Origin of the sequence: Brevibacterium antiquum (assembly GCF_016107655.1) — a bacterium.
GTDB lineage: Bacteria > Actinomycetota > Actinomycetes > Actinomycetales > Brevibacteriaceae > Brevibacterium > Brevibacterium antiquum.
Genome location: NZ_JABASX010000009.1, coordinates 172117 through 195241, shown reverse-complemented (window position 1 = coordinate 195241; position 23125 = coordinate 172117). Strand labels below are relative to the sequence as shown.

General features: G+C 64.3%; 22 protein-coding genes. 8 read left to right on the top strand and 14 right to left on the bottom strand.

From position 1 onward, the window contains the following. Positions 1-226: 226 nt before the first annotated feature. The 3 genes from JFC13_RS15785 to JFC13_RS15775 all read right to left on the bottom strand — a co-directional run bounded on the left by JFC13_RS15785 (position 227) and on the right by JFC13_RS15775 (position 4237). Positions 227-1711 (bottom strand): HNH endonuclease signature motif containing protein, encoded by a 1485-nt coding sequence (locus tag JFC13_RS15785; protein WP_198398005.1) that lies wholly within the window; start codon positions 1709-1711, stop codon positions 227-229. 926 nt (positions 1712-2637) lie between these two features. Beyond that, the gene (locus tag JFC13_RS15780; RefSeq protein WP_198398004.1) at positions 2638-3315 is read right to left on the bottom strand and encodes an HAD family hydrolase; all 678 of its coding nucleotides are present in this window, start codon (positions 3313-3315) and stop codon (positions 2638-2640) included. A gap of 172 nt (positions 3316-3487) precedes the next feature. After that, on the bottom strand, positions 3488-4237 hold the full coding sequence (locus tag JFC13_RS15775; RefSeq protein WP_198398003.1) for a M50 family metallopeptidase: 750 nt from the start codon (positions 4235-4237) through the stop codon (positions 3488-3490). A gap of 286 nt (positions 4238-4523) precedes the next feature. Between JFC13_RS15775 and JFC13_RS15770 the strand changes: the two genes are divergently transcribed. Continuing rightward, positions 4524-5204 (top strand): LysE family translocator, encoded by a 681-nt coding sequence (locus JFC13_RS15770; protein WP_198398002.1) that lies wholly within the window; start codon positions 4524-4526, stop codon positions 5202-5204. 96 nt (positions 5205-5300) lie between these two features. Here JFC13_RS15770 and JFC13_RS15765 read toward each other — a convergent pair whose 3' ends face one another. From JFC13_RS15765 to JFC13_RS15735, 7 genes are all read right to left on the bottom strand, one after another. After that, positions 5301-6314, bottom strand: coding sequence for a sugar phosphate isomerase/epimerase family protein (locus JFC13_RS15765; RefSeq protein ID WP_198398001.1), 1014 nt, complete (start codon positions 6312-6314; stop codon positions 5301-5303). After that, positions 6311-7288, bottom strand: a complete 978-nt coding sequence (locus JFC13_RS15760; protein ID WP_198398000.1) for a sugar phosphate isomerase/epimerase family protein — start codon at positions 7286-7288, stop codon at positions 6311-6313. Before JFC13_RS15760 ends, JFC13_RS15765 begins: the two co-directional genes overlap by 4 nt. Before the next feature lie 89 nt (positions 7289-7377). Continuing rightward, positions 7378-8586 (bottom strand): substrate-binding domain-containing protein, encoded by a 1209-nt coding sequence (locus JFC13_RS15755; RefSeq protein ID WP_198397999.1) that lies wholly within the window; start codon positions 8584-8586, stop codon positions 7378-7380. Positions 8587-8601: 15 nt separating this feature from the next. After that, positions 8602-9723, bottom strand: a complete 1122-nt coding sequence (locus tag JFC13_RS15750) for an ABC transporter permease (protein ID WP_198397998.1) — start codon at positions 9721-9723, stop codon at positions 8602-8604. Continuing rightward, on the bottom strand, positions 9720-10829 hold the full coding sequence (locus JFC13_RS15745; RefSeq protein ID WP_232488675.1) for an ABC transporter permease: 1110 nt from the start codon (positions 10827-10829) through the stop codon (positions 9720-9722). The genes JFC13_RS15750 and JFC13_RS15745 overlap by 4 nt, the downstream gene beginning before the upstream one ends. Continuing rightward, positions 10826-12328: a sugar ABC transporter ATP-binding protein gene (locus JFC13_RS15740; protein ID WP_198397997.1), complete on the bottom strand. Its 1503-nt coding sequence runs from the start codon at positions 12326-12328 to the stop codon at positions 10826-10828. Before JFC13_RS15740 ends, JFC13_RS15745 begins: the two co-directional genes overlap by 4 nt. Beyond that, a complete protein-coding gene (locus tag JFC13_RS15735; RefSeq protein ID WP_198397996.1) occupies positions 12325-13425 on the bottom strand; it encodes a Gfo/Idh/MocA family protein in 1101 nt (366 codons plus the stop codon). Before JFC13_RS15735 ends, JFC13_RS15740 begins: the two co-directional genes overlap by 4 nt. A 109-nt stretch (positions 13426-13534) precedes the next feature. On the opposite strand from JFC13_RS15735, the gene JFC13_RS15730 reads away from it, so the two are divergent. The 4 genes from JFC13_RS15730 to JFC13_RS15715 all read left to right on the top strand — a co-directional run bounded on the left by JFC13_RS15730 (position 13535) and on the right by JFC13_RS15715 (position 17312). Beyond that, positions 13535-14722: an ROK family transcriptional regulator gene (locus JFC13_RS15730; RefSeq protein WP_198397995.1), complete on the top strand. Its 1188-nt coding sequence runs from the start codon at positions 13535-13537 to the stop codon at positions 14720-14722. A 186-nt stretch (positions 14723-14908) separates the two neighbouring features. Next, positions 14909-15748, top strand: coding sequence for a PhzF family phenazine biosynthesis protein (locus JFC13_RS15725; RefSeq protein WP_198397994.1), 840 nt, complete (start codon positions 14909-14911; stop codon positions 15746-15748). Beyond that, positions 15745-16848: a methyltransferase family protein gene (locus tag JFC13_RS15720; protein ID WP_198397993.1), complete on the top strand. Its 1104-nt coding sequence runs from the start codon at positions 15745-15747 to the stop codon at positions 16846-16848. Before JFC13_RS15725 ends, JFC13_RS15720 begins: the two co-directional genes overlap by 4 nt. A gap of 32 nt (positions 16849-16880) precedes the next feature. After that, positions 16881-17312, top strand: a complete 432-nt coding sequence (locus JFC13_RS15715) for a YdeI/OmpD-associated family protein (protein ID WP_198397992.1) — start codon at positions 16881-16883, stop codon at positions 17310-17312. A gap of 113 nt (positions 17313-17425) precedes the next feature. Here the strand turns inward: JFC13_RS15715 and JFC13_RS15710 are convergent, their stop codons facing one another. The 4 genes from JFC13_RS15710 to JFC13_RS15695 form a co-directional block, all read right to left on the bottom strand. Next, positions 17426-17788, bottom strand: coding sequence for a VOC family protein (locus JFC13_RS15710; RefSeq protein ID WP_198397991.1), 363 nt, complete (start codon positions 17786-17788; stop codon positions 17426-17428). Further along, positions 17785-18252, bottom strand: coding sequence for a VanZ family protein (locus JFC13_RS15705; RefSeq protein WP_232488674.1), 468 nt, complete (start codon positions 18250-18252; stop codon positions 17785-17787). The genes JFC13_RS15710 and JFC13_RS15705 overlap by 4 nt, the downstream gene beginning before the upstream one ends. Before the next feature lie 229 nt (positions 18253-18481). Further along, positions 18482-19567: an NAD(P)-dependent alcohol dehydrogenase gene (locus JFC13_RS15700; RefSeq protein ID WP_198397990.1), complete on the bottom strand. Its 1086-nt coding sequence runs from the start codon at positions 19565-19567 to the stop codon at positions 18482-18484. A 165-nt stretch (positions 19568-19732) separates the two neighbouring features. Beyond that, on the bottom strand, positions 19733-21508 hold the full coding sequence (locus JFC13_RS15695) for a bifunctional 3'-5' exonuclease/DNA polymerase (RefSeq protein WP_198397989.1): 1776 nt from the start codon (positions 21506-21508) through the stop codon (positions 19733-19735). 157 nt (positions 21509-21665) lie between these two features. Between JFC13_RS15695 and JFC13_RS19705 the strand changes: the two genes are divergently transcribed. The 3 genes from JFC13_RS19705 to JFC13_RS15685 all read left to right on the top strand — a co-directional run bounded on the left by JFC13_RS19705 (position 21666) and on the right by JFC13_RS15685 (position 22980). Continuing rightward, positions 21666-21797, top strand: a complete 132-nt coding sequence (locus JFC13_RS19705; protein WP_269770057.1) for a hypothetical protein — start codon at positions 21666-21668, stop codon at positions 21795-21797. A 113-nt stretch (positions 21798-21910) separates the two neighbouring features. Then, the gene (cmtR, locus tag JFC13_RS15690) at positions 21911-22294 is read left to right on the top strand and encodes a Cd(II)/Pb(II)-sensing metalloregulatory transcriptional regulator CmtR (RefSeq protein ID WP_198397988.1); all 384 of its coding nucleotides are present in this window, start codon (positions 21911-21913) and stop codon (positions 22292-22294) included. Further along, positions 22291-22980: a cation transporter gene (locus JFC13_RS15685; RefSeq protein WP_198397987.1), complete on the top strand. Its 690-nt coding sequence runs from the start codon at positions 22291-22293 to the stop codon at positions 22978-22980. The genes cmtR and JFC13_RS15685 overlap by 4 nt, the downstream gene beginning before the upstream one ends. The last annotated feature ends 145 nt before the right edge of the window (positions 22981-23125 follow it).

The window sequence follows — 23125 nt, the reverse complement described above, 5'->3', positions numbered from 1 at the left end:
TCCCGTCGTCTCGGAGCAGCAGCACGAAAAGGTCGTCGAAGCGATCAAGAAGGGCAAAGCACAGACCCAAGACGATGTGCGCCGAGTCATCGAAGAGACCGAAGACTGACGCTCTCCGACTGAGCAGGCGGTTCCGTCCAGAGATTTCGCCGAGACACTCAGTTCCCGCCGTCGGTGGAGGTGCATGCGCGCCCACCACCGGCGGCTTTCTATTGGGATCGGAAGTTCAGAATGGCGGTGGAGCACCGGCATCCCAGATCCATTCGTTGTCCTTCGCGCGGTCGTTGAGCATTGAGGTGTTCTTCACCCACCCGGCCTGACCGTCGGCGGCACGTGGCCCCGGACATTCTTGAGAGATTCGCTTGTCGCCATGCCACGGCTCATCTGCCGCACGTGTTTTCGTTTTCGGTGGATCAGATGTGCGGGCAGCCTGTCGGTGCATCTCGTCGAACATCTTCGCGTGAGCGACATTGATCGGGTGGTCCCCAGCCGCCACCTCGGTTCTCATTCCGTGTCGAAAGACGTACTGCAGGAATCCTGCGCGGTTCATCCGAACCGAGTATTTGCGATCAGTTTTCGCCTGATGATGCAGTTTGCACAGCGGGTGGAGATTGCCGAATCGGGTCAGCCCGCCTTCTGTCGGATGATCATGGTCGAAGGGCACGATGTGGTCGATCTCTGTGCTCTCTGCCCTGCGTGTGCAACCGGGAATCGTGCATGTCTGCCATTTGGCAATCAAGGTCTGACGGACATTCTCGGGTATTTGGTAGGTCGTAGCCTTGGCATCGACCGGTGTACCGCTGGCAGGGTCTGTGAGAATCCGCGTCCAGGACTTCAAATGTCTGGCGACTCGACGCGCCGTATCTGCTGGAATCGGAGATCCGTCGGAGAACGTGCCAGGAAGTTCCGAGGAACCAGCGAGCGTGAGGAAGGGGACTGTGGTGATCATCTTGGCCTGCGAGCCCAGCCACTGCTCGTGAGTGGGCATCGTGAGAACGACTTCCACTCTGTTCGCCTCTTCGTTAGCTTCCGAACTGGATCCACTGGCGGTGGCGGCGGTGGTGGCAGCGGTGGCGCTGGCGCTGGCGCTGGCGGCACCAACCTCGGTGATGCGTTCGTTCACAGCGTTGATGACAGAAGCCGGGGTCAGCGGCTGCTCAGCGGGCACATCGAGAGCAATGTCGTGTGTTGACGTCTTCCCCGTCGCCGTATCGGTCGCAGTGACTTGAATGCTGAGCTGTGGGATGGTTCGCGTGAGAATGTCGAACATGAGTGCATCAATTCCCCGGTCATCGTCGAGCTCGGTGCCCGGCGCCAATTGCTCGCTGAAGGCCGCGATGTTCCCGGACCGTATCGCTCGCGCAAAGGCCGCTATTCGCAGATAGCAGGCCTGCAGTTCGGGCGCTGGTCCAGCCAAGGTGAGGAACGCCGTTCCATCGGCGGTCGTCGTTATATCGACACGTCGACGTTTGCTCGCCTCTTCCACACGTTCCTCGAGAGGTTCGACGACTGCGATCTTCATGCCCAAAGACTTCTTGAAGGTTTCGAGCGTGATGTCCGCACGACGAGCCGCAAGGTAATCGTCGATGAGAGGGAGGCTCTCGAACTTGATGTCTCTGCAGGCATGAGCGGTGGCATGGACGTGTTCGATCGTGAACTCACCGGCGAGGCAGCGCGCAAAGAATTTGGGCAAGCCATGCAAGAGAATCATCGCCGAGGTTATCTGGGAATACGCCCGCGCGGTCGTCGTCCCCAGAACTGTTGTGAACTCCGCAACGTCTTCGGCCTGGGAGACTTCGTGAACCCAGCCGTAGAAGGTCTGGTCCAGCCTGAATCGAGGAAAGGACGGGAGTTGCTTCCTGCCCTTCTTCGGTTTCTTGGACTTAGCAGCTCCGGAAGACCGGCGGTCACGCTGGAACCTGCGAACGGTTTCGGCGATCGTCGCGTGAGCATATGGCTGCCCAGGATGAGGATTGTAGAGGCGCAGATTCTCTACGGTTTCGTTGAAGAAGAGTTCAGCAGAGACGTCCAGTGCCGATAACTGCGCCTGATCGCTCGCGGCGAATACTTGCGCAGCGTCAGCAAAAGGTGAATCCGCATCAATGCGGAGGCGGCGAGAGAAATGTGTCGGTCCGCGGGCCTCTCCGCCAGCATCAGCACCTGTATCGGCGCCGCCACCCGCACCAGCACCCGTATCGGTATCGGTATCGGTATCGGTATCGGTATCAGCGCTAGCGGTAGAAGCCGGACCAGTCTCGTCGCGCGAAGCAGGCCCATTGGAGTTTGAAGTCGCATGGGGTTGAGACTTCTCAGCGGAATGAGGGGTTCCAGCAGAATGTGAGGCTCCATCGGAGTCACGAGCAGGTTCGGAACCGGTGCTGTCGAATTCGGAGGGGAACTTCACTGGTGGTCACCTGACCTTCACGTCGATGTGAGTGCCTACCTCAATTCTAGTCGTGATCGTCAGAGATTAACATCACATTTCGATAACAAACGACAGATTTGTTCGATCGTTATTCGGTCTTAAAGCCATAATGGACGTGATAGAGAAGAACACTTCAACCATCACCCGCTCCCTCAATCTGCCAACCACCTGACTCCGCGGTTCGGGGAATGCCGCGCGCTTCTGAGCACACTTCAGCGCAAGAGCAGTCCCGGCAGCTGTTCCATCGCGGTGAAGATCTCATGGGCTCCCACGCCTTCGAGCGCCTCGGGCCTCTGATGGACTGCCGAGTCGGGGCAGAAACCGAGCACGTGTGCGCCTGCCGCAACGCCTGCTGTCACACCGGTCGGCGAATCCTCGATCACTGCTGTCTCCACAGGATCGACGCCGAGAGCATCGGCGGCCGCCAGATACACGTCCGGCGCCGGCTTCGACTGAGGCAGCTCCATTCCGGAGAAGATCCGACCGTCGAAGACGTCGAAGAGCCCGATCTTCTGCAGCTGCAGGTTGATCTTGGGGCGGTCAGCGCTCGACGCGCACGCGAGCCGACCGGGGTAAGCCGCGTCAAGGGCACGCACAGCCTCGGCGACTCCCGGTATTGCTTCCAATGAAGCCTCGAGAGCGTCATTGCGACGCCCACGAAACACACTCAGCCACTCAGCATCGATACGGAAACCGGAATGCTCCTCGATGACGTCCGCCTCGTCGCGGAGCATCTTCCCGACGAACCGGGAGACACATTCCTCGCGCGAGATCTGCCACCCCAGCTCATTGAGCATTTCCCAGAGAACTGTGTTCGTAAGGCGCTCAGAATCGACGAGCACCCCGTCGCAGTCGAACAGCACAGCAGCATACCTCGGACTCGGATTCATACTCCGATTCTGCCATTCGGCACTGACCCGATTACCCCCGGCCCCGGGGCGCGGGCTACTCCCGACACTGACCCGACTACCCCCGACCCTGGACACGGGCTGCTTTCGGCACTGCCCCAACGACTGCCACCCCAGGTCCGAGCTGCCCCAAGTGACTCGGCGTGATCTCAGATCAGCCGATCGCAATCGTGGACGCCGAGTACAGGATGTATGCGGAGGCGAGCGCGCAGACGATGACGACCAGCGCGAACAGGCTCAGCCAGGCTCCCGCCGGCAGGCTCGAACCCTGGGCGAGGATGTAGGCATCCGACTGTTGGATGTGGCGCCTGCGGGTATGGACGCGGAATACCTTGACGAGGTCCTTGAGCGAGCCGATCACGAGGGCCGTTCCCAGGCCGGCGACGAACACGGCGAGCCATTCGATCGGCAGGAATACGACGACGAGCTGCGCGGCCACGGCCGTGACCACTGCGATCATGGCACCGGCGAGGTTCCGGATGAAGATGAGCGCAACCAGAAGGATGAGCGCACCGACCGACAGCGCCAGTGGCGCCCACCCCTGAGTCGCCGAGGTGATGAGGACCAGTCCGAGGACGCCGGGTGCCGGATATCCCCAGAAACCCGACCACGTCGCCGAGAATCCGACCTTGCCGAAGGAGTTCATCTGGCCGGAATGGTCGAAGTTCAGGGAGATTCCCTTGACGACCCGACCCGTCATCAATGCGGCGAAGGCGTGGCCGAGTTCGTGGACGAAGGTGACGAACATACCGAAGAATCGCCAGATCCCCGGCGTCAGCGTGACGACCAGAGGAATGCCGATGACGAGGAGCAGCTGCACGGCATCGGGTTCCAGCCCGTCCTGGCGACCGAACCCGGACGTGATGGCCTCCCACCAGGTTGAAACTCCCTGCTTCAGGTCCATGCACGCACCTCCGTCGTCAATTGCTCACTCATAGCGGGCCAGTCTATGAACCGACCCTGAGTGACGTCCTCAGGGTCCGTTACGAGAATCCGTACGGGTGCTTCCAAAAATCCGTGGGGGTCGGTTCCACGAGTCCGTACGGGCCCGTCCTCATGGTCGGTTCTCAGTGCGCAGCCGGCACCCCAGCAGGGCCAACCTGCGGAGCCGCACCGGTCATCGGGCATGTGATCGAACTCTCCGCGTCGGACCCTTACCTGCCATTGAGTCGCGACCATAGAATTCTTCTGTGCCGACCACCGACGCTCTTCTCGCCTTTCTCGCCGCAGCCCTCGTCATCATCGTGATTCCCGGGCCGACGGTGCTCTTCGTCGTCGGCCAATCACTCTCCCACGGCAGACGCTCAGGCCTGACGAGCGTGCTCGGCGGCAGCGTCGGCATCATCCCGATCATCGTGGCCGTGGCCTTCGGGGTGGGCACCATCGTCGCCCAATCGGTCGTCATCTTCACGATCGTCAAGATCCTCGGCGCCGGCTACCTCGTCTACTTGGGCGTCCAGGGCATCCGACACCGCAAGGTCGGCAATGAGGTGCCCGAGGACCCATCATCGGCACTGGAAGCTGAGAGCGAAGCGGATTCCTTCGTCCCCGCTGGTCGTGAAGTCACCTATCGCTCGATGTTCATACAGGGCTTCATCGTCGGCATCTCGAACCCGAAGACCATCATCTTCTTCGTCGCGGCCCTCCCCCAGTTCGTCTCGATCGAGGCCGGGCATGTGCCGTTGCAGATGATTGTCCTCGGTCTCCTCTTCCAGGCTCTTGCCTTGTTCTCGGACGGATCGTGGGCCTTCATCGCCGGTACCGCGCGCAGCTGGTTCGCTCGCTCGCCGAGGCGGATGTCGCGCATCCGTGGAATCGGCGGCGGCATGCTCATCGGCTTGGGCGGAACGCTGGCCTTCGCCAGCCAGTAGACGGGCACCGCTGCGCCCACTGGTCCGAGACACTGCGCCCACTGGTCCGAGTCGCCTGCTGGTCCGGGTCGCTGCGCTCAGTCATCCGAGCAGCACCTACTGGTTCGAAAACGCGGCGTCGAAGGACGCGTCGGGCTTCTTCCACAGCAGTTCACGGATGCGCACGACCGCCTCGGCGGCACCGTGGAGACGATCCATCCCTGCATCTTCCCATTCGATCGAGATCGGCCCGGTGTAGCCGATCGACCTCAGCGCTCGAAACGCATCCTCCCAGTGCATGTCCCCATGCCCCGTCGACACGAAATCCCACCCTCGCCGAGGATCGCCCCAGGGCAGATGGGAACCGAGGATGCCGCTTCGCCCGCTCGCAGGCCGCAGTCGTGTGTCTTTGCAATCGACATGGTAGATGCGATCGGCGAAGTCGGTGATGAAGCCGATCGTGTCCAGGCCCTGCCACAGCAGGTGGCTCGGGTCCCAGTTGAGGCCGAAGGCTTCCCGGTGTTCGATGCACTCCAATGCCCGCACCGTCGTCCAGTAGTCGTAGGCGATCTCGGACGGATGAACCTCGTGAGCAAAGCGCACCCCTTCGCCGTCGAAGACGTCGAGGATCGGATTCCACCGAGTAGCGAAGTCCTCGTAGCCGGCTTCGATGACCTCGGCAGGGACGGGTGGGAACATCGCCACATACGGCCAGATCTTCGATCCCGTGAACCCGACGACGGTGTCCACGCCGAGCTTTCGGGCCACCCGGGCTGCCCGCTTCATATCTTCGGCGGCTCGTCGGCGCACCCCTTCCGCATCGCCGTCACCCCAGACATAGTCACGCACGATCGCCTGATGGCGGAAGTCGATCGGGTCGTCGCACACGGCCTGGCCTGCCAGGTGGTTCGAGATCGCCCACACTTTGAGACCGTACCTGTCCAGAACATCGAGGCGTGACTTCAGGTACGCAGTATCCTCATCGGCCCTGGCGAGGTCCAGATGATCGCCGGAACACGCGATCTCCAGCCCGTCATAACCCCAGGACGCCGCCAGCCGAGCCACCTCCTCGAACGGCATATCGGCCCATTGGCCAGTGAATAGAGTGACTGGATGAGATGAATCGGTCATTGCTGCTCCCTTGCAGTCGTATTCGCTGCCGTATCCGCCGGGCCCGTGTCCGCTGAGTCCCCACCGGCCGAAATCCTGCCCGCCGTCCCCGTGCCCGCCGTCCCCGTGCCGGAAGCCCGCGAAAGCTGCAGTTCGGTGAGGAACGCGGCGCTGGTCCGTGCCAGTTCGTCTTGGGTCCTTGCCAGGGGACGCCAGATGGACGCAGCCACGGCGATGGTGTCGTTGCCTGCGGTGAAGCTCTCCAGCGTCAGCGGTCCCGCGTAGGCGATGTCATCGAGGGCATCGAAGAAGGAGTCCCAGTCGGTGTGGTCCCCACCCACGGGCCCGCGATCGTTGCCGCATACCTGCACGACCCGACAATGGTCCCCGGCGGCCCGGATCGCGGCTGCCGGCGAGCGCTCCTCGATGTTGAGGTGATAGCTGTCCAGAGCCAACCCGACTCCACGGTCCAACAGCGGTTCGAGAGCATCGAGGGCCTGGTCGACGGTGTTGATGATGCTCGTCTCGTACCGGTTGAGCGGCTCCACAGCCAGGGTCACACCACGCTCGGCGGCATAGTCGGCAACGGGGCGCAGCGCCTCTCGAAGTACCTCCACGACCCGGCTCCGCTCGCCCGCATCCATCCTCCACACTCGGCCGGTTGCGGCCGTGAACGGACCGGCCACGGTGGGCGACCCCACGGCGAGGGCCACATCGACACAGTGCCGGAGGTAGTCCTGGGTATCCGCACGATACAGCGGGTCGATGAGGTCCCGGCCGGGGCCCATCGCCCCCACGGTCCGCGCACCCATTTCGTACCCGGCCAGCACCTCGGCGGCGGTGTTCGGGTTCCAATCACCCGGGCTCTCCACGGGCAGTTCCAGCAGACCGAACCCGAATCGTCGGGCTCGGTCCACCAGATCGCCGAGGTTCGCCGTCGTCAGCGGAGACGTCCACACCCAGGTGTTGACGCCGATCTCACGGGGTCCGATCATGTTCCCACTCCCGTTCATCCACGCACGCCGAACATCCGCACACGCCGTTCATCCGCCATCTGCACGCGCCGATCATCCCCATTCCCCGATCAGGGGATGACTCGGTCCTGCCACACCTGCGGATATCCGGCCATGTCCTCGCCGCCGAACTTCGCATAGTGGCCATCGGGCATTCCCTTGTTCCGGTCAAGGTACTCATCGAGGTCCTCGGCCGTGATCGGGCTCTGGGGCAGCACCCATTCGGTCGGGACTTCCTCGCCCTGGAAGATCTTCTCCGCGGCCAGCAGCGGGGTCCGCCACTGGAAGTTCGTGTACACGGGAGCCAGAGCGGTCATCTCGGTGTCCTTCCACTTCCGCAGGAAGCTCAGCTCGTCCTCACCGGTCATCACCGGATAGTCCTTGCCAGCATCCTCGAATGCTTCGATCGCGGACACGGCACCATCTCCCGCATCCATCCAGATGCCCTGGACGTCGCCCTTCGCGAGCTCATCGGAGACGACCTTCTTGATCTCGGCCGGGTCACCTTCGGTGAAGTAGTCGACGACCTCGATTCCAGCCTCACCGAAGAGCTTGTCCGCTGCCGCCCAGCGCTGTTCGAGCACGTCGACACCGGGCAGAATCCGCAGCGCCACGACCTTGTCGCCCTCGCTGAGGTTGTCGATGAGGAACTGAGAGGTGTCGATGCCCCAGGCGAATCCGCCGATCGGGTGGATGAACGTCACGGCGCAGTCCGTTTCGACACCACGGTCGAAGACGATCACGGGCTTGTCTGTCTTGCATGCGCGTTCGACGGCCGGTGTGATTGCGGCCGTCGAGTTGGGCGAGATGATGAAGCCATCGCAGTTGCCTTCGGCGATGAAGTAGTCGATGTCCGCAATCTGCGTATCATCGTTGTCCTGAGCATCACGGGTCTCCATCTCAGTGATGACGCCGTTCTTCTTCAGCTCCTTGAGCTGCTCGTTCATCGTGATCCACCCGGTCTGGCGCCAGGGGTTGGAGATCGATGCATTCGCGAAGCACATCTTCTTGCCACCATCGGACTTGAACTCCGAGGTGTCGCCCATCTTGGGGTTGATCATCTGCAGGTAGGGCTTGTCCTCCGGGCCATCCGGATCGACCTCACGCTGCTTGAACTGCTGGTCGTAGAGCTCCTGGTCGAACCATTCCTCGGCCGGTGCCTCCTGCGCACCCTCGCCTTCGTCCGCCGGCTCCACAGACGGGTCGGTCGTGCACCCCGCCAATGCGATGAGAGCGGCGGCGCTGGCAATGCCGAGCGCGCTCCTCAGTCCTCTTCTCATGATGTTCTCTCCTTGTCATTTCCGTGCGGCTTCGTCGCCGCCGGTGAGTTGGATCGGCGAAAGTGTCCCCGCCGAGGTTGTGCTTGGGTCGGTCTGGTCATTCGTCGGGCTCGTGGTCGCCGAGGTGGCAGGTCGTCTGCGCTTCTTCGCGAAGACCACACCGGAGTATGCGACCGCAGCGATGATGATGGCTCCCTGGATCGCATCGCGCATCGTTGCCGGCACCGAGGTGAAGTTGAGCAGGGTGAACAGCGACTCGAGAGTGAAGGCTCCGATCAGTGCACCGAGGACGGTTCCCCGTCCTCCGCCGAGGACCACGCCTCCCAGAACGACTGCCGTGATGGCGGTGAATTCGTAGCCCTGACCAACTGAGGGATGGACCCCGGCATAGCCGGCGAGGAGCACTCCTGCCACTGTCGCTGCGAGAGAGGACAGGACGAAGGCGAGCGTCTTCGTCCTCCACACGTTCGCTCCGGCGAAGGCCACCGCCTCTGCGTTGTCGCCGATGGCGACCACTGTCCTGCCGAATGGTCGCCGTGAGATCCAGACGGCGAAGACGGTGACTGCCACCAGAATGAGAACGGCATAGGGCAGGAGGCCGAGGATCGGAATACCCTCGATCCCGCCCCGTCCGAGTTGCCGGAAGGATTCGGCGGGGTTGCCTGTCGCCGCTCCGCCCGTCCACCACATGACTGCGCCGTGGATGACGAGCATCGTGCCGAGGGTGACGATGAACGAGGGGACCTTGAGCAACGTCGTGGCCAGCCCGTTGACGATGCCGACGACGCCGCCGATGACCAGCATGATGATGAGCACCGGTACTGTCTTCGAGTCGTCTTCGCCGATGAGATGGCCCGCGGTCATCACCTGCGCGGTGACCACTGCCCCCATCGACAGGTCGAATTCGCCGCTGACGATGACGAAGTACTGGCCGATGGCGACGATGGCCACGGGCGAGACTCGCTGGATGAAGCGCATGAGCGCTCCCGGCTCTGCGAAGCTCGGGTTGAGGACGACGATGGCGATCAGGATGACGATGAGGAGGACCACCACAGCTCCCCGCGGATCCGCAGCCCGTCCGATCAGTCGACGAAGTCCCCCATCGCCGAGGCGGGCCTCGGGAGTTCTCGGATTCATCCTCGGCTCCCTTCACGCTCAGCCTCGGGGTCACGGTCGGTCTCGAGGTCACCGTCGGTCTCGAGGTCACGGTCAATCTCGAGGTCGCGCTCGGGCACAGCCCCGGTGGCGATGTTCGGTCCTGGTGGCGCATCGGCGAATCGGATTCTGCGGGCGATGACCCGGCGGCGAGCGTAGAGCGCCACGGCGATGATGATGACGAGTCCGCGGATGACGTCCTTGAGGAAGGGATTGAACTGCATGACGCTCATGAGATTGTCGAGGACTGCGAAGATCGCGACACCGCCGATGGTCCCCCAGATCGAACCGCGTCCGCCCATGAGAACTGTTCCGCCGAGGACCACCGCGGCGATCGAGAGCAGATCGTAGCTGCCCTGTGAGCCGACGGTCGGGCTGCCGACACCCAGGCGACTCGCCAGCAGCAGCCCCGCCAATCCTGCACAGACGGAGCTGCCGATGTGAGCGCCGATGAGTGGCAGGCGCTGCCGGACGCCGGAGAGTCGGGCGACCTCCGAGTTGCCGCCGACTGCGAACAGGTGGTGGCCGAATCTGGTCCGGACCAGGAGGAATGCCACGAGGCCGGCGAGGGCGAGCATGACGATCGTCGAGATCGGCACCGGTCCGACGCCGGTGGCGCCGAAGAGCTGGAACGACCAGGGAACACTGCCTTCTGTGCCCTTGTAGTTAGTGTCCAGATACCCCTTGAGGATGAGACCGACTCCCAGGGTCGCAACGAAACCGTGGACTCCGAGGACGGTGACGATGAGACCATTGGCCAGACCGATGCAGGCCGTGACGACCAAGGTCAGCAGCACCGCGGGGAGGACCATCGCATCGCTGCCGTTCATCGTCTGCGCTGCGACCAGACTGGCCAGGCTCATGACATAGGGAACGGAGAGGTCCAGGGATGCTCCGAGGATCACGAGTGTCTGTCCGATGGCGACGAATCCCAAGACGCTCATTCCGGTGAGAATGTCGCGGACATTGCCCGGGCTGAAGAAGTTGCGACCGGTCGTGGCCACAAGGACGGCACCGATGATGAGCACTCCGATGAGCGCGAGATAGACGAGTGCGGTGGTATCGAGGCGACGCAGCTGGGTTCTCATCGGTCCCCCACCACCTGGGCCTCGGTGCCGGTGGCCAGAGCCAGGACCTCTTCCTCCGTCGAACTCGGAGGGAGCTCCCCGGCGATTCGGCCATCCGACATGACGAGAACCCGATCGGACATTCCCAGGACCTCGGGAAGCTCGCTGGAGACGAGGACGATCGCCACACCTCGGCGGGCGAGGCTGCGGATCAGCTTGTAGACCGCGACCTTCGCACCGACGTCGATTCCTCGGGTCGGTTCGTCGAGCAGCACCACACGTGGGGAGGTGGCCAGCCATTTGGCCAGAACGACCTTCTGCTGATTGCCTCCCGACAGTGCTCGGACCTCCTGGTCCGCATTGCGGCTGATGACCTCGAGAGATTCGAGGATCCCCGGGATCTCGGCGCGCATGCCGGAAGTGCGGGAGGGGAAGACTGCGCGGATCGCCAGCAGCGCATTGTCGAGAATGGATTGGGAGAGCACCAGACCTGTGCCCTTGCGGTCCTCCGTGACCAGCGCCAGACCCCGCCGGACGCCCTGTCGAGCGGAGGCGATGCGCACCGCCTCGCCGTCGAGGTGCAGCGTACCGCGGGTGAACGGCTCGGCGCCGAAGATCGCGGACAGCAGCTCCGACCGTCCCGAACCCTGCAGGCCGGCCAGCCCGAGGATCTCACCGGCGCGCAGGTCGAGGGCGATGCCGTCAAGCTGTTCGTTGCCTCCGCCGGTCACCGAGAGCACGGTGACACCGATCTCCGTTCCCGTCTCGGCCTCGGGAAAGAACGTGCTGATGGGCCTGCCGACCATGGCGCGCACGAGCCCCGCCTGATCCATCTGGGACGCCGGTTGACTGGTGACGAGCGCACCGTCCTTCATCACGGTGATCGTGTCGCAGAGGTCGAAGACCTCCTGCAGTCGGTGCGAGACGTAGATGATCGCCACGCCCTTGGATTTGAGAGTCTCGATGACCCGGTAGAGGACTGCGACCTCGTTGTCCGACAGCGCCGCGGTGGGTTCGTCCATGGAGATCACCCGGGCATCGACGGAGAGTGCTTTGATGATCTCGACGATCTGCTGTTCGGCCACGGTCAGCCAGCCGACCTTCGCATCGGGGGTGATTCCCTCCACGTCGAGTTCGTCGAGGAGGGCCTGGGTCTTCGACCGCATCGTGCGCACATCGACAAGACCGCGTCTTCGGGGCTCTCGGCCCAAGAATACGTTCTGCGCGACGGTGCGATCGGGCAGCAGATTGAACTCTTGAAAGACCGTGGCCACGCCTGCCCTGCCGGCATCGACGGGATGGGAGAAGTCGACGATCTGACCATCGATGCGCACCTCACCGCCGTCCCTGCGGTAGACACCGGCGATGATCTTCATCAGCGTGGACTTTCCGGCTCCGTTCTCCCCGACGAGGCCGTGGACCGTGCCGGCGCGCACCTCGAGCGCGATATCGTGCAGCACTTCGACTCCGAAGAACTGTTTGCTGATCCCCGTGGCGCGCAGCACCGGTGCATCGGTCATGGCGCTTCGACCTCGACCCACGTGCGCTCGGCTGCCGATCTGAGCACGGCCTCTGTCACGAATGCCGCGCGAACGCCGTCGGCCAAGGTCGGCACACCTTCACGCTCCTCACCGGCGAAGACAGCGTAGGAATCGGCGACGAACGCATTGAATGCATCCTGATAGCCCTGCGGGTGCCCTGCCGGGACTCTGCACAGCTGGGCGGCATCGGCCGACAGGACCTCGGGGTCGCGCACCAAGAGCAGACTGCCGGCACGACGGCCCACCCACAGCTCTTCAGGCTGCTCTTGGGCGAATCGCAGAGTTTCCTTGGATCCCGCGACCTCGATGACGAGGCTGTTCTTCCGTCCGGGCGCGAGCTGGGAAATGAGGACCGAGCCGATTCCACCGCCGCTCATCTCGACCGTCATCGCAACTGTGTCTTCCGTGGTCACCGTCGCTCCGCCTCGGCGGGGGTGGACGGTTCTCGTCGTTGCGACCAGGGACACGATGCGTTCGTCGGTGATGAACTCGATGAGATCGACGAGGTGGGAGCCGATGTCCGCGAAGGCGCGGGAGGGGCCTCCGGAGCCGACATCGACACGCCAATTGTCGTCATCGGTGCTGAGCATCCAATCCTGAAGATAGCTGGCATCGATGGTCAGCAGAGCCCCGGCGTCTCCTCGCCGGATTCGTGCGCGGGCCTCACGCACCATCGGGTGATAGCGGTAGACGAACGGAACGGTTCCGCCCAGTCCCAACGATGTCGCATGCTCGAGAATGGAGCGCGCGGTGGCTGCATCAACGGCCAGCGGCTTCTCGCAGATGATGTGGGAGCCCGAGTCGAGGGCTCGTCGTGAGTATTCGGCGTGCGTGCTGTTCGGGGTGCAGACATGGACGACGTCGAGCTCGTGGTCGAAGAGATCGTCACCGGTCGCGGCTGCCCGGTAGCCGAGTTCAGCTGCAGCGCTGCGGCTGCCGGCTGCGCTCGAGCGTGCGATCACCTCGAGGTGAGCTCCGGCGGCGCGAGCGGCACGGGTATGCGTGCGGGCCATGAAGCCGCCACCGACCATCCCGATTCGAGGTGGAGGGGCGGAAGCCTGGGCGACAGTGTCCATGAATCATTCTGATGCCAGCTTGCCTACTTCTGTCAAGCTTTTTTTGAAAGTAAGTTATCAATCGTCACCTTTGGGCAATGCGCTTTACCGAATGTGCTTTACTGAAGGGATGAGCCAGGTGACAGTTTCGCACGCCCCCGACCTGTCGCATGCCGGCGGGCTCTTCCAGCTCCTGCGCGACGGTCAGCCGCGGACTCGGGCCGATCTGGCGAAGTCGACCGGCCTCTCACGTCCCACCGTCGCGCAGAGAATCGACCAGCTGCTCAGCCTCGGGCTCATCACCCCAGTCAGCGACGCCGTGTCGACAGGCGGCCGGCCGAGCTCACAGTTCGCCTTCAATCCGCGGGCCAGGGTGGTCGTCGCCGCGGACTTCGGCGCCTCACACGCTCGCCTGGCAGTAACGGATCTGACCGGCACCGTCCTCGCGGAAATCGGCGAGGAACGCGAGATCTCCGATGGCCCCGTCAGCGCCATCGAGTGGCTGACCACTTCGGCGCTGCGCCTGCTCGCCGAGGCTGATCGCAGTGCCGTGGATGTCGTCGGGGTGGGCATCGGCCTGCCCGGTCCGGTCGAATTCTCGTCGGGTCGCCCGATCAATCCACCGATCATGCCCGGCTGGGACCGGTTCGATCTGCCGGGTGCCCTCAAGGAGACGTTCTCCGCCCCGGTCCTCGTCGACAACGACGTCAACATCATGGCCCTCGGCGAGCGCAGCTCAGCCTGGCCCGACACCACGGATCTCATCTTCGTCAAGGTCGCCACGGGAATCGGAGCAGGCATCATCTCCGGCGGCTCACTGCGCCGCGGCTCGCACGGAGCCGCAGGCGACATCGGCCACGTCGCTCTGCCTCGCGCGGCCGACATTTCGTGCGCCTGCGGCAATCGCGGGTGCCTGGAAGCGGTCGCCTCGGGGCGCGCGATTGCGCGCGAGCTCGCCCGGTCGGGGTTGGCGACGGGGACTCCGGCCGACGTCGTGGGGCTCGTCAAGGCCGGCGATCTGCAGGCGATCCAGGCCGTCCGTCAGGCCGGGCGCGACCTCGGCGAGGTCCTCACCACATGTGTGAGCCTGATGAACCCCTCCCTCATCCTCATCGGCGGGACCATGGCGCAGGCGGCCGAACACCTCGTGGCCGGTGTTCGCGAAGTCGTCTATGCGCGCTCCATCCCTCTGTCGACCGAACACCTGACGATCGCCCCCTCGCGCGCAGCCGGAGATGCCGCCATACTGGGCGCGGCGCACCTGGCCATCGATGCGGCCCTGTCCCCCGACCGGATCGCTGCCGCCCTCAACCGGTGACGACGACTCGACACACGACAACAACCCGGTTAGAACGGCAAGCTATCTTGCCGCATTCGGCGCCCACAGCGGTTCTGACACTCCGATGCAGCAGGGCCCGATCCCCCACCTGGAGCTTCACCCCATTACCATGGGAAGTGCGCACCCCCAAGAAACAGCGCCCTTTCAACGAAGGAGTTCCCCCTCTTGCCTCATAATCGAGCATTCGCCCAGGTCGATGTCTTCTCCAGCGAGCCCTATCGCGGCAACCCTGTGGCCGTGGTCCTCGACGCAGAGGGGCTGGCCGACGAGGACATGGCGCGGATCGCCAATTGGACAAATCTCTCGGAGACCACATTCGTCCTCCCACCCAGCGACCCACGCGCCGACTACCGTCTGCGAATCTTCACACCTGCCCGCGAACTCCCCTTCGCCGGGCACCCCACACTCGGTTCGGCGGCCGCATGGCTGGAGGCAGGAGGCGTCCCGCGCAGCGAGGGGACCGTGGTCCAGGAGTGCGGTGCCGGACTCGTCAACCTTCGCCGAGGTGGCCAGACCCTGTCGTTCGCCGCTCCCGACCCGATCCGCACCGGTGACCTCGACGAAGGCTTCGTCGAGCAGATCGCCTCCGCCCTCCGCATCGACCGCGCAGAGATCCTTGGTCATCAGTGGGTCGACAACGGACCAGGCTGGGCCGCAGTGAGGCTGACGAGTGCGCAGCAGGTCCTCGACCTCGAACCTGACTTCTCGCAGATTCCCGACGCCAAGCTCGGCGTCCTGGGCTCCCACCCGGATGAGAGCGAGCATGAGTTTGAGATCCGAGCGTTCGTCCCCGGCGCAGGCGTGGCCGAGGATCCCGTGACGGGCAGCCTCAATGCCTCAGTCGCGCAGTGGATCATCGCTTCCGGCCTTGCGCCGGAGAAGTACACCGTCACGCAGGGCACCGCGCTCGGACGAGCCGGTGTCGTCTCGATCTCCTATGAAAACGATGAGGTCTGGGTCGGCGGACCCACGACCGTGTGCTTCCGAGGGACGGCGTTCGCATGAGCCGATCAATGAAGATGCCGAGCAGGCACAAGAAACCCACCGCACAGAACAAGCCGCTGCGGATCTTCCACGGCCGAATGTACTTCGCCCTCCAGTCGCTCGCCGGCGCCGCGTGGTGGCTCGGCACCATCACGCTTCCAGCACTGCGTGAGGCCACGCTGGGTGGTCTCAGCCCGCTGCTCATCGCCATCGTCGACATCCCGCTGTTCGTCATCGGCTCGGCTCTGGCGGCACTCAACTTCCGCTGGGCTGTTTGGTTGGCCACTGCCTGGACGACCCTCGTCGCCCTCTGCATGGTCATCTATGCCACCGTCACCACCGAGGCGGGCCTGGGCGCCGTCCTCATGGTGGCAGCCGCAGTGGGCAGCATCCTCGCCGGGACACTCATGATCCTCGGCAGGATCCCTTCCGAACGCCTCGTCACCGGCCCATTCGCCTTCCGCAGCTCTCACACACGCGTGAGGTCTCAGCTCCTGATCAGAACCACGATCCAGATCATGGTCTTCTGGGGCGTGTTCCTGATCGTCATTCCGGGGATCATCAATTCGTTCGAGGAACGCTGGAACCTGACCGTGAAGTTCCCTATTCTCGTGATCGTCGCCGGTTTCGCTCTTCTCGCCTTCGGCACCGTCCTCGGCGTGTGGTCTGCACGGGCGATTGCGAACTTCGGTTCCGGTACCCCCCTGCCCGCCGCGATGGCCCACCATTTCGTCAAGAGGGGACCGTACGCCTTCGTTCGCAATCCCATGGCCATCGCCGGCATCGTCCAGGGTGTGGCGATCGGGCTCTTCATCGGTTCATGGATGGTCATCGCCTACGCCATCGCCGGTTCGCTGCTGTGGAACTGGCTGATCCGCCCGCACGAGGAAGCCGACCTGCATCAGCGCTTCGGCGCCGAGTACGACGACTACGCCGCACGAGTCTCCTGCTGGATCCCGACGTTCTCACAGGCCGACGAGGACTATGAGGATGAGGACGAGACCGAGGCCGATGCCGATCGTGCCGAGACCGATGCGGATCGCGACGCGGACGCACAGGGCCGCGCCGCGAACATCAACGTCGACGCAGACAGGGCCCGCGCCGACCGCAACGACTACTAGAGCACGCGCCCGCCTAGGCGTAGGATTCGGCCATGGTCACCTTCACAACGACTCTCCTGCAGCTGGGCAATAATGTCGGCATCGAGGTGCCCGAGGACATCGTGCTCGGCTTCGGAGTCGGAAAACGAGTCCCGGTCATCGTCACGATCGCCGAGCACTCCTATCCCTCCACGACCGCGGTGATGGGCGGAAAGTTCCTCCTCCCGTTGGCCAAGGAACATCGTGAGGCGGCGGGTGTGTCCGGCGGCGAGACCCACGAGGTCACGCTGACCCACGACACCTCGTCACGCGAGACCCCGGTTCCCGATGACCTCGCCGAGGCGCTCGACAGTGCCGGCGTCCGTGAGGTCTTCGATGGGTTGGCCCCTTCGAAGCGCAAGGAGCATGTGCGTCAGGTCGAATCGGCCAAGGCCGAGGCCACGCGGGAGCGCCGGATCGCGAAGGTCGTCGATTCCCTGGGGTGAGCGGGCAGCTGCTTCCCTGACCGGCACCTCACCGAGGTGGTCGATCGTTGACGGTCGACCCGCTCAGATTCCAACGGCTCCGCTCGTTTCGGCTTGGTTCGGCTCAACTCGCCTCAGCCCGCGTCGTGCATGGTCACCGCGTAGCCCTCGGGATCGACGAAGGTGAACGTCAGACCGAAGGGACTCGGTGCCGGGGAGCGCAGGTTCTCGACCCCTGATTCGACGAGGCGGTCGTGCAGGGCCTGGGAATCATCGCAGTTGAACCACAGCGCAACCCCGATTCCAGGACGATCGAGCGAGTCGAGATCAACGTCGGGCAACGGCTCACGCACGGCGAACGGTATCGGAGAGGTCGCGAAGACCACCGCTCCGGGCGGCCCCGCAGGCGCCCGTGTCAGGCCGATCGTCCCCTCGTAGAATTCGGCCGACTTCTGGCGCACCCGAGAGCTGAGGTCGCCGAGGTGCGGGTCCCTCAACGCACGACGCGATCGACCTCCTCCGGTTCATCTCGCGGAGGCAGCAGGATCATGAAGATCAGCGCAAGGACGGCACCGATCACGGCACCGAGCGTGTTCGTGACGAGATCGCTGATCGTGCCGTAGCGAGTGGGCGAGAGCAGAGTCACCTGAGCCCCCTCGATCAGGCACGTGAAGGCCGCGCCCGCCGCCGCGCCGACCCACCAGCGCCGACGCCCCATATGCAGAGCGAGCAGGAATCCGAACGGGACGAACATGGCGACATTCGCCAGCTTCTCGACGAGTGTATAGGTCAGCCATGACGTCACCTGGTGATCGGCGAAGAACTGGAGCAGCCTGCCGATCGGACCCGCAGGGCTGACGTCGAGCTGGTAGGGGGTCAGCGTCATGAAGCCGATGAAGACGGTGTAGAGGATCAACAGCACCAGGGGCATATCGCCCACCTGCCTCTGCCGACTCGTCATGCGGCTCAGACTACCGCCGATCCCTGACGACAGCGCCCGGATTGCGGTATCCCGCAACCCAGGTCCCCGACCGTTCAGCCGACGAACCGGGCACTGCGTTCGTCGATCCTCATCGCCGACGACCACCCCGAGGACTGGCGTGAGCAGTTCCAGCGCTGGGACGGACTGCATTGCAGAAAAGGGGCCGCCTCGCTGAACAATCAGCGAAACGGCCCCTTGACCTCACCAATCAGGCGAGCGCGGTCACCTCGGCGCCCTCGAATGTTGCGGTGTCGATGACGGCACGGAAGTAGACGTCGCCGGCGACGACGCGGTCATAGGTCGCATCCGCCTCGTCGATGCTCACGGTCTCGATTGTGGCGGCGATGTCGTGCTTCGCGCAGAAGTCGAGCATCTCCTGTGTCTCGGCGATGCCGCCGATCATCGATCCGGCCAGCACCTTGGCGCCGCCGATCACGGAGGCGAAGGACAGCTGCTGCTTCTCCGGAGGCATTCCGACGACGGTCATGACTCCCCGGGCCTTGAGCAGACTCAGATACTTGTCGACGGGAATGTCCGCGCTGATCGTATTGAGGATGAGGTTGAATTCTCCGCGGTGCCTGCTGAAGAAGTCTTCCTCTGTCGTCGCGAGCATCTGCTTCGCGCCGAGCTCGAGCGCCGCCTTCTCCTTATTCAGGGTGCGGGAGAGGACGGTGACGTCCGCGCCCATGGCGACGGCGATCTGGACGCCCATGTGGCCGAGTCCGCCGAGTCCCAGAATGGCGACCTTCTTCGGTGCTCCGTCCTTGCTCTCACCTGCGCCCCAGCGGTTGAGCGGCGCATAGGTGGTGATGCCGGCGCAGAGCAGCGGTGCCGCGACGTCGAAGTCGAGAGCGTCGGGGATACGGCAGACGAAGCGCTCGTTGACGACGACCTTCTCGGCGTAGCCGCCCTGGGTGATGGTGTCGTCGACGTCGGTGGAGTTGTAGGTCCCGACCTGGCCGTTGAGGCAGTTCTGCTCCTGCCCTGCCCGGCATTCCTCACACTCTCCGCACGAGTTGACCATGCAGCCCACGCCTACGCGATCACCGACCTTCCAGTCGGTGACATCGGAGCCGACGGCCTCGACGACGCCGGCGATCTCATGGCCGACGGTCAGGGGGAAGTGCGCCTCGCCCCATTCGTTGCGGATGGTGTGGATGTCGCTGTGGCAGATTCCGGCGGCCTTGATATCGATGACCACGTCATCGGTCCGGGGGTCGCGGCGTTCGATGTTCGCGACCTGGAACGGCTGGTCGGGGCCTGTCTTCTGCAGTGCCTTGACGGTGAAGGTCATGGAAACTCCTCTGTGCTGTGACGACTCCGAATGCTCTGGCGGCTCCGTGACGGGACCGCCGATACCCTATATGCAGCACCCCTTATCTGTCGCTTATTCCGGACCCTCCCGTGATCCCTGCAACAGACGCACCTTCTGTACCGCCCTGCGCCCCTTCGCCGATCCCTAGCCCTTGGCGGCCCGTTCGGAGATCGTGAGATCGAGAGGAAAGTCGACCGGTGCATTGCCGAACAGGAGCTTCCCCGCCGAGGCGGCCGCTTCCCTGATCGCCTCGGCAGCGGCTTCGGCCTGCTGGGCCGGGGCATGCACGATGACCTCATCGTGGAGGAAGAACACCAGGTGAGCCCGTCGTGAGAACACCGGTCCCGAGGCAGTTCCAGGGCTGCGGTCATCGACGGCCGGCAGCCGTGACAGCCGCAGTCTCAGGTCGGCCAGCCAAGCCAAGGCCCATTCGGCGGCGGTTCCCTGGACGACGAAGTTGCGGGTGAAGCGTCCCTGGTCACCGGCGGCACGCCGGGCACGGTTCTCGTCCTGTGAGGTGGCGTCGAACTGGTTCGCCGCCGACTGAACTCGGCGCCATCCAACGCCGGGCACCGGTGACGTCCTGCCCAACCACGTGGACACGACCCCACCTCGTGAACCCACCTCGGCGGCAGAATCGACCAAGCCCATGGCGGCGGGAAAGCTCGTGCGCAGACGGGGAACGAGTCTGCCGCTGTCACCGGTCGTGGAACCGTACATGGCGCCGAGCACTGCGATCTTCGCCTCCTGTCGGGTGCCGACGATTCCTTCGTCGACGAGGCCGGAGTACAGGTCGCGACCACGACCGGCCTCGGCCATTGCTGCGTCCCCGGACATGGCGGCGAGCGCCCGTGGCTCCAGCTGGGCGACATCGGCCGAGACCAGCCGCCAGCCGGGGTCCGCGCGCAGGGCCGGTCGCAGCTGACGAGGAATCTGGAGAGCACCGCCGCCGCTGGCTGCCCAGCGACCGGTGACGACTCCTCCGGGCACGTAGACGGGACGGTACCTGCCCTCGGAGACCCATTCGTCGAGCCAATGCCAACCGTTGGCAGTCAGCAGACGAGACTGCTTCTTGTACTGCAGCAAGGGTGCGATGGCGGGGTGTTCGCTCTGCTCGAGCTCCCATTTCGACGTCGAGGCGACATTGATTCCGGCGGCATGCAGGGAGTGGAGGAGTTTGACGTGGGAGTCGAGATTGGCCCGCGGGTCGTCGAGGGCGGCCCGGACCTCCTCGGCGACGGCGAGCATCTTCGCGGGCTTCGCATCCCGCGCCGGTCGGGGACCGAGTTCCTCAGCGAGGATCCGGTCGTGTTCGGCGACGTCCCAGGGCACCCCGGCCGCCTGCATTTCCGCGGCCACGAGCCCACCGGCGGACTCCGCGGCGAGCAGCAGACGCAGCCGGCCGGGATCGGAGGCAGTCTGCAAGGCGGTGGACTGACGGGAGAATTCGGCGAGCGCAGACTCGATGTCGTGCGGGACCGTCTTGATGTGGCTGCGTCGTTCGGTGACTTCGAAGAGCGCCTCCGCCTCGGGCGCGGTCGGTGCACTCACGGGGCCCGCGTCCCACTCCTGCGCAGCCACGACGGCACCGTGATCCGTGACGAGTTCCGAGCGCATGAGTATCGCGTGGGTCAGCCGCAGGTCATAGCAGCGTTCGATCTCCACCCCGGCGGCCAACAGGGCGGGGTACCAATTCGGAGTGTCGCTGAAGACCCACCGCGGCCGGCTCTGTGCTTCTCGGCTTCGCACGAATTCCGGCAGCTCATCCGCGCCGAGGTGGTGGCTGCCGATCCGCTGCCTGGCATCGTCGAGGTCGACGACGGCGATCATCGAACCCATGCCCCGAACGCCGCCAAGAGCGCGATCGGGCGCACGGCCGATCACACACCACGCAGCGGGGGCGGAATCGGGTGAGGTCATGGAACCAAACTACTGCCTGTGCAGGACAGAGTGAGATCTGGCCCGGAAAGGTCGTGTTCTGCGCTGTCCGAAGCCGGTGAATTCCGTTGTCATGCAGCAATTCTCGCGATAATCTTCACGTACGTGTCGAATCGGCGCGATCTCGGTCGTCTCAATGATGAGCGACCGAAACGCGGCCGCTCATGAGGAGGCCCAGCGGGCCTATCGCCGCGCCATCGAGCTGACCACCGACCCCGCCGAACGCGCCTATCTCGAGACCCGGTCACTCGAGGCCAGATCAGGAAGGTGACCCGGTCACGTGAGGCCCGGTCACTCGAGGCTCGATCAGGAAGGTGATCCGACAGGCCGACACATACGTTCAGTCCTGTCGATATAGGTCAGCGCATACTGTATGGTCAGCATATGCTGACCATTGCTTCTCGCGTCGACGTGATGAACCGCCTGGGTCGAGCCATGGTCGATTCAACCCGCTCGCGAATCCTGCTCTCGCTGTTGGACTCTCCCGGGTATCCTGCGCGGCTCGCGCGCGATCTGGACCTGACCAGGACGAACGTCTCAAATCATCTCGCCTGTCTGCGTGGATGCGGAATAGTTGTGGCCGAGGCCGAGGGGCGACAGACCAGATACGAGATCGCGGATCCCCACATCAGCTCGGCCCTCAACAGTCTGCTCGACGTCACTCTCGCAGTCGACGAAAGCGCCCCCTGTCTCAACCCCTCCTGCACCGTGCCCGGCTGCTGCGATTGCGAACCTGCCGCCGACCATGACAGCGGGACCACGGCGTGAGCACCACGGCTGCTCCCATAGGCCCACCGCGCGTACAGGTTCTGCGTCGACGCATCAGGTTCGTCGTGGCCATCACCATCACGTGGAACGTCATCGAAGCCGCTGTGGCTCTCATCGCAGGCGGGGCAGCCTCGTCGGCGGCTCTCATCGGGTTCGGGCTCGCCTCGATCGTCGAAGTCTTCTCTGCGGCGGCCGTGGCTTGGCAATTCGCAGCGCCCGACCCCGAGCGGAGGGAGAAGACGGCCCTGCGCGTGATCGCCGTGTCCTTCTTCGCCCTGGCAATCTACGTCAGCGTCGATGCGATCGCCTCCCTGACCGGTTGGCGCGATCCAGAGCATTCCACCGTCGGCATCGTCATCGCCGCGCTGAGCCTTCTCGTCATGCCGTTCCTCAGCTGGTTCGAACGTCGCACGGGTCGCGAACTCGGGTCCGCCTCGGCGATCGCAGATTCCAGACAGACCCTGATCTGCACGTATCTCTCTGCCGCTCTGCTCGCAGGATTGCTGCTCAACAGCCTCCTCGGGTGGGCATGGGCGGACTCCGTCGCTGCTCTCGTGATCGCCGTCTTCGCTATCAGAGAGGGCATCGAAGCGTGGCGCGGGGATGCCTGCTGCGCCGCACCAGTGTCTGTACTCACCGGCGAGCACGAGGCCGACGGCTGTGCTGGCGAGCGCTGTCAGGAATGACCTCGGCAGACTGTGTGCCCAGGACTCAGGGCGATTTCTCACTTCACCGACGACCCCACCCCGGTCAGCGCGCAAAGCACCTATCTGTCGGCCCCCTTGCTGATCGGGCTGGTGCTCAGCAGTCTGCTCGGACAGGCATAGGCGG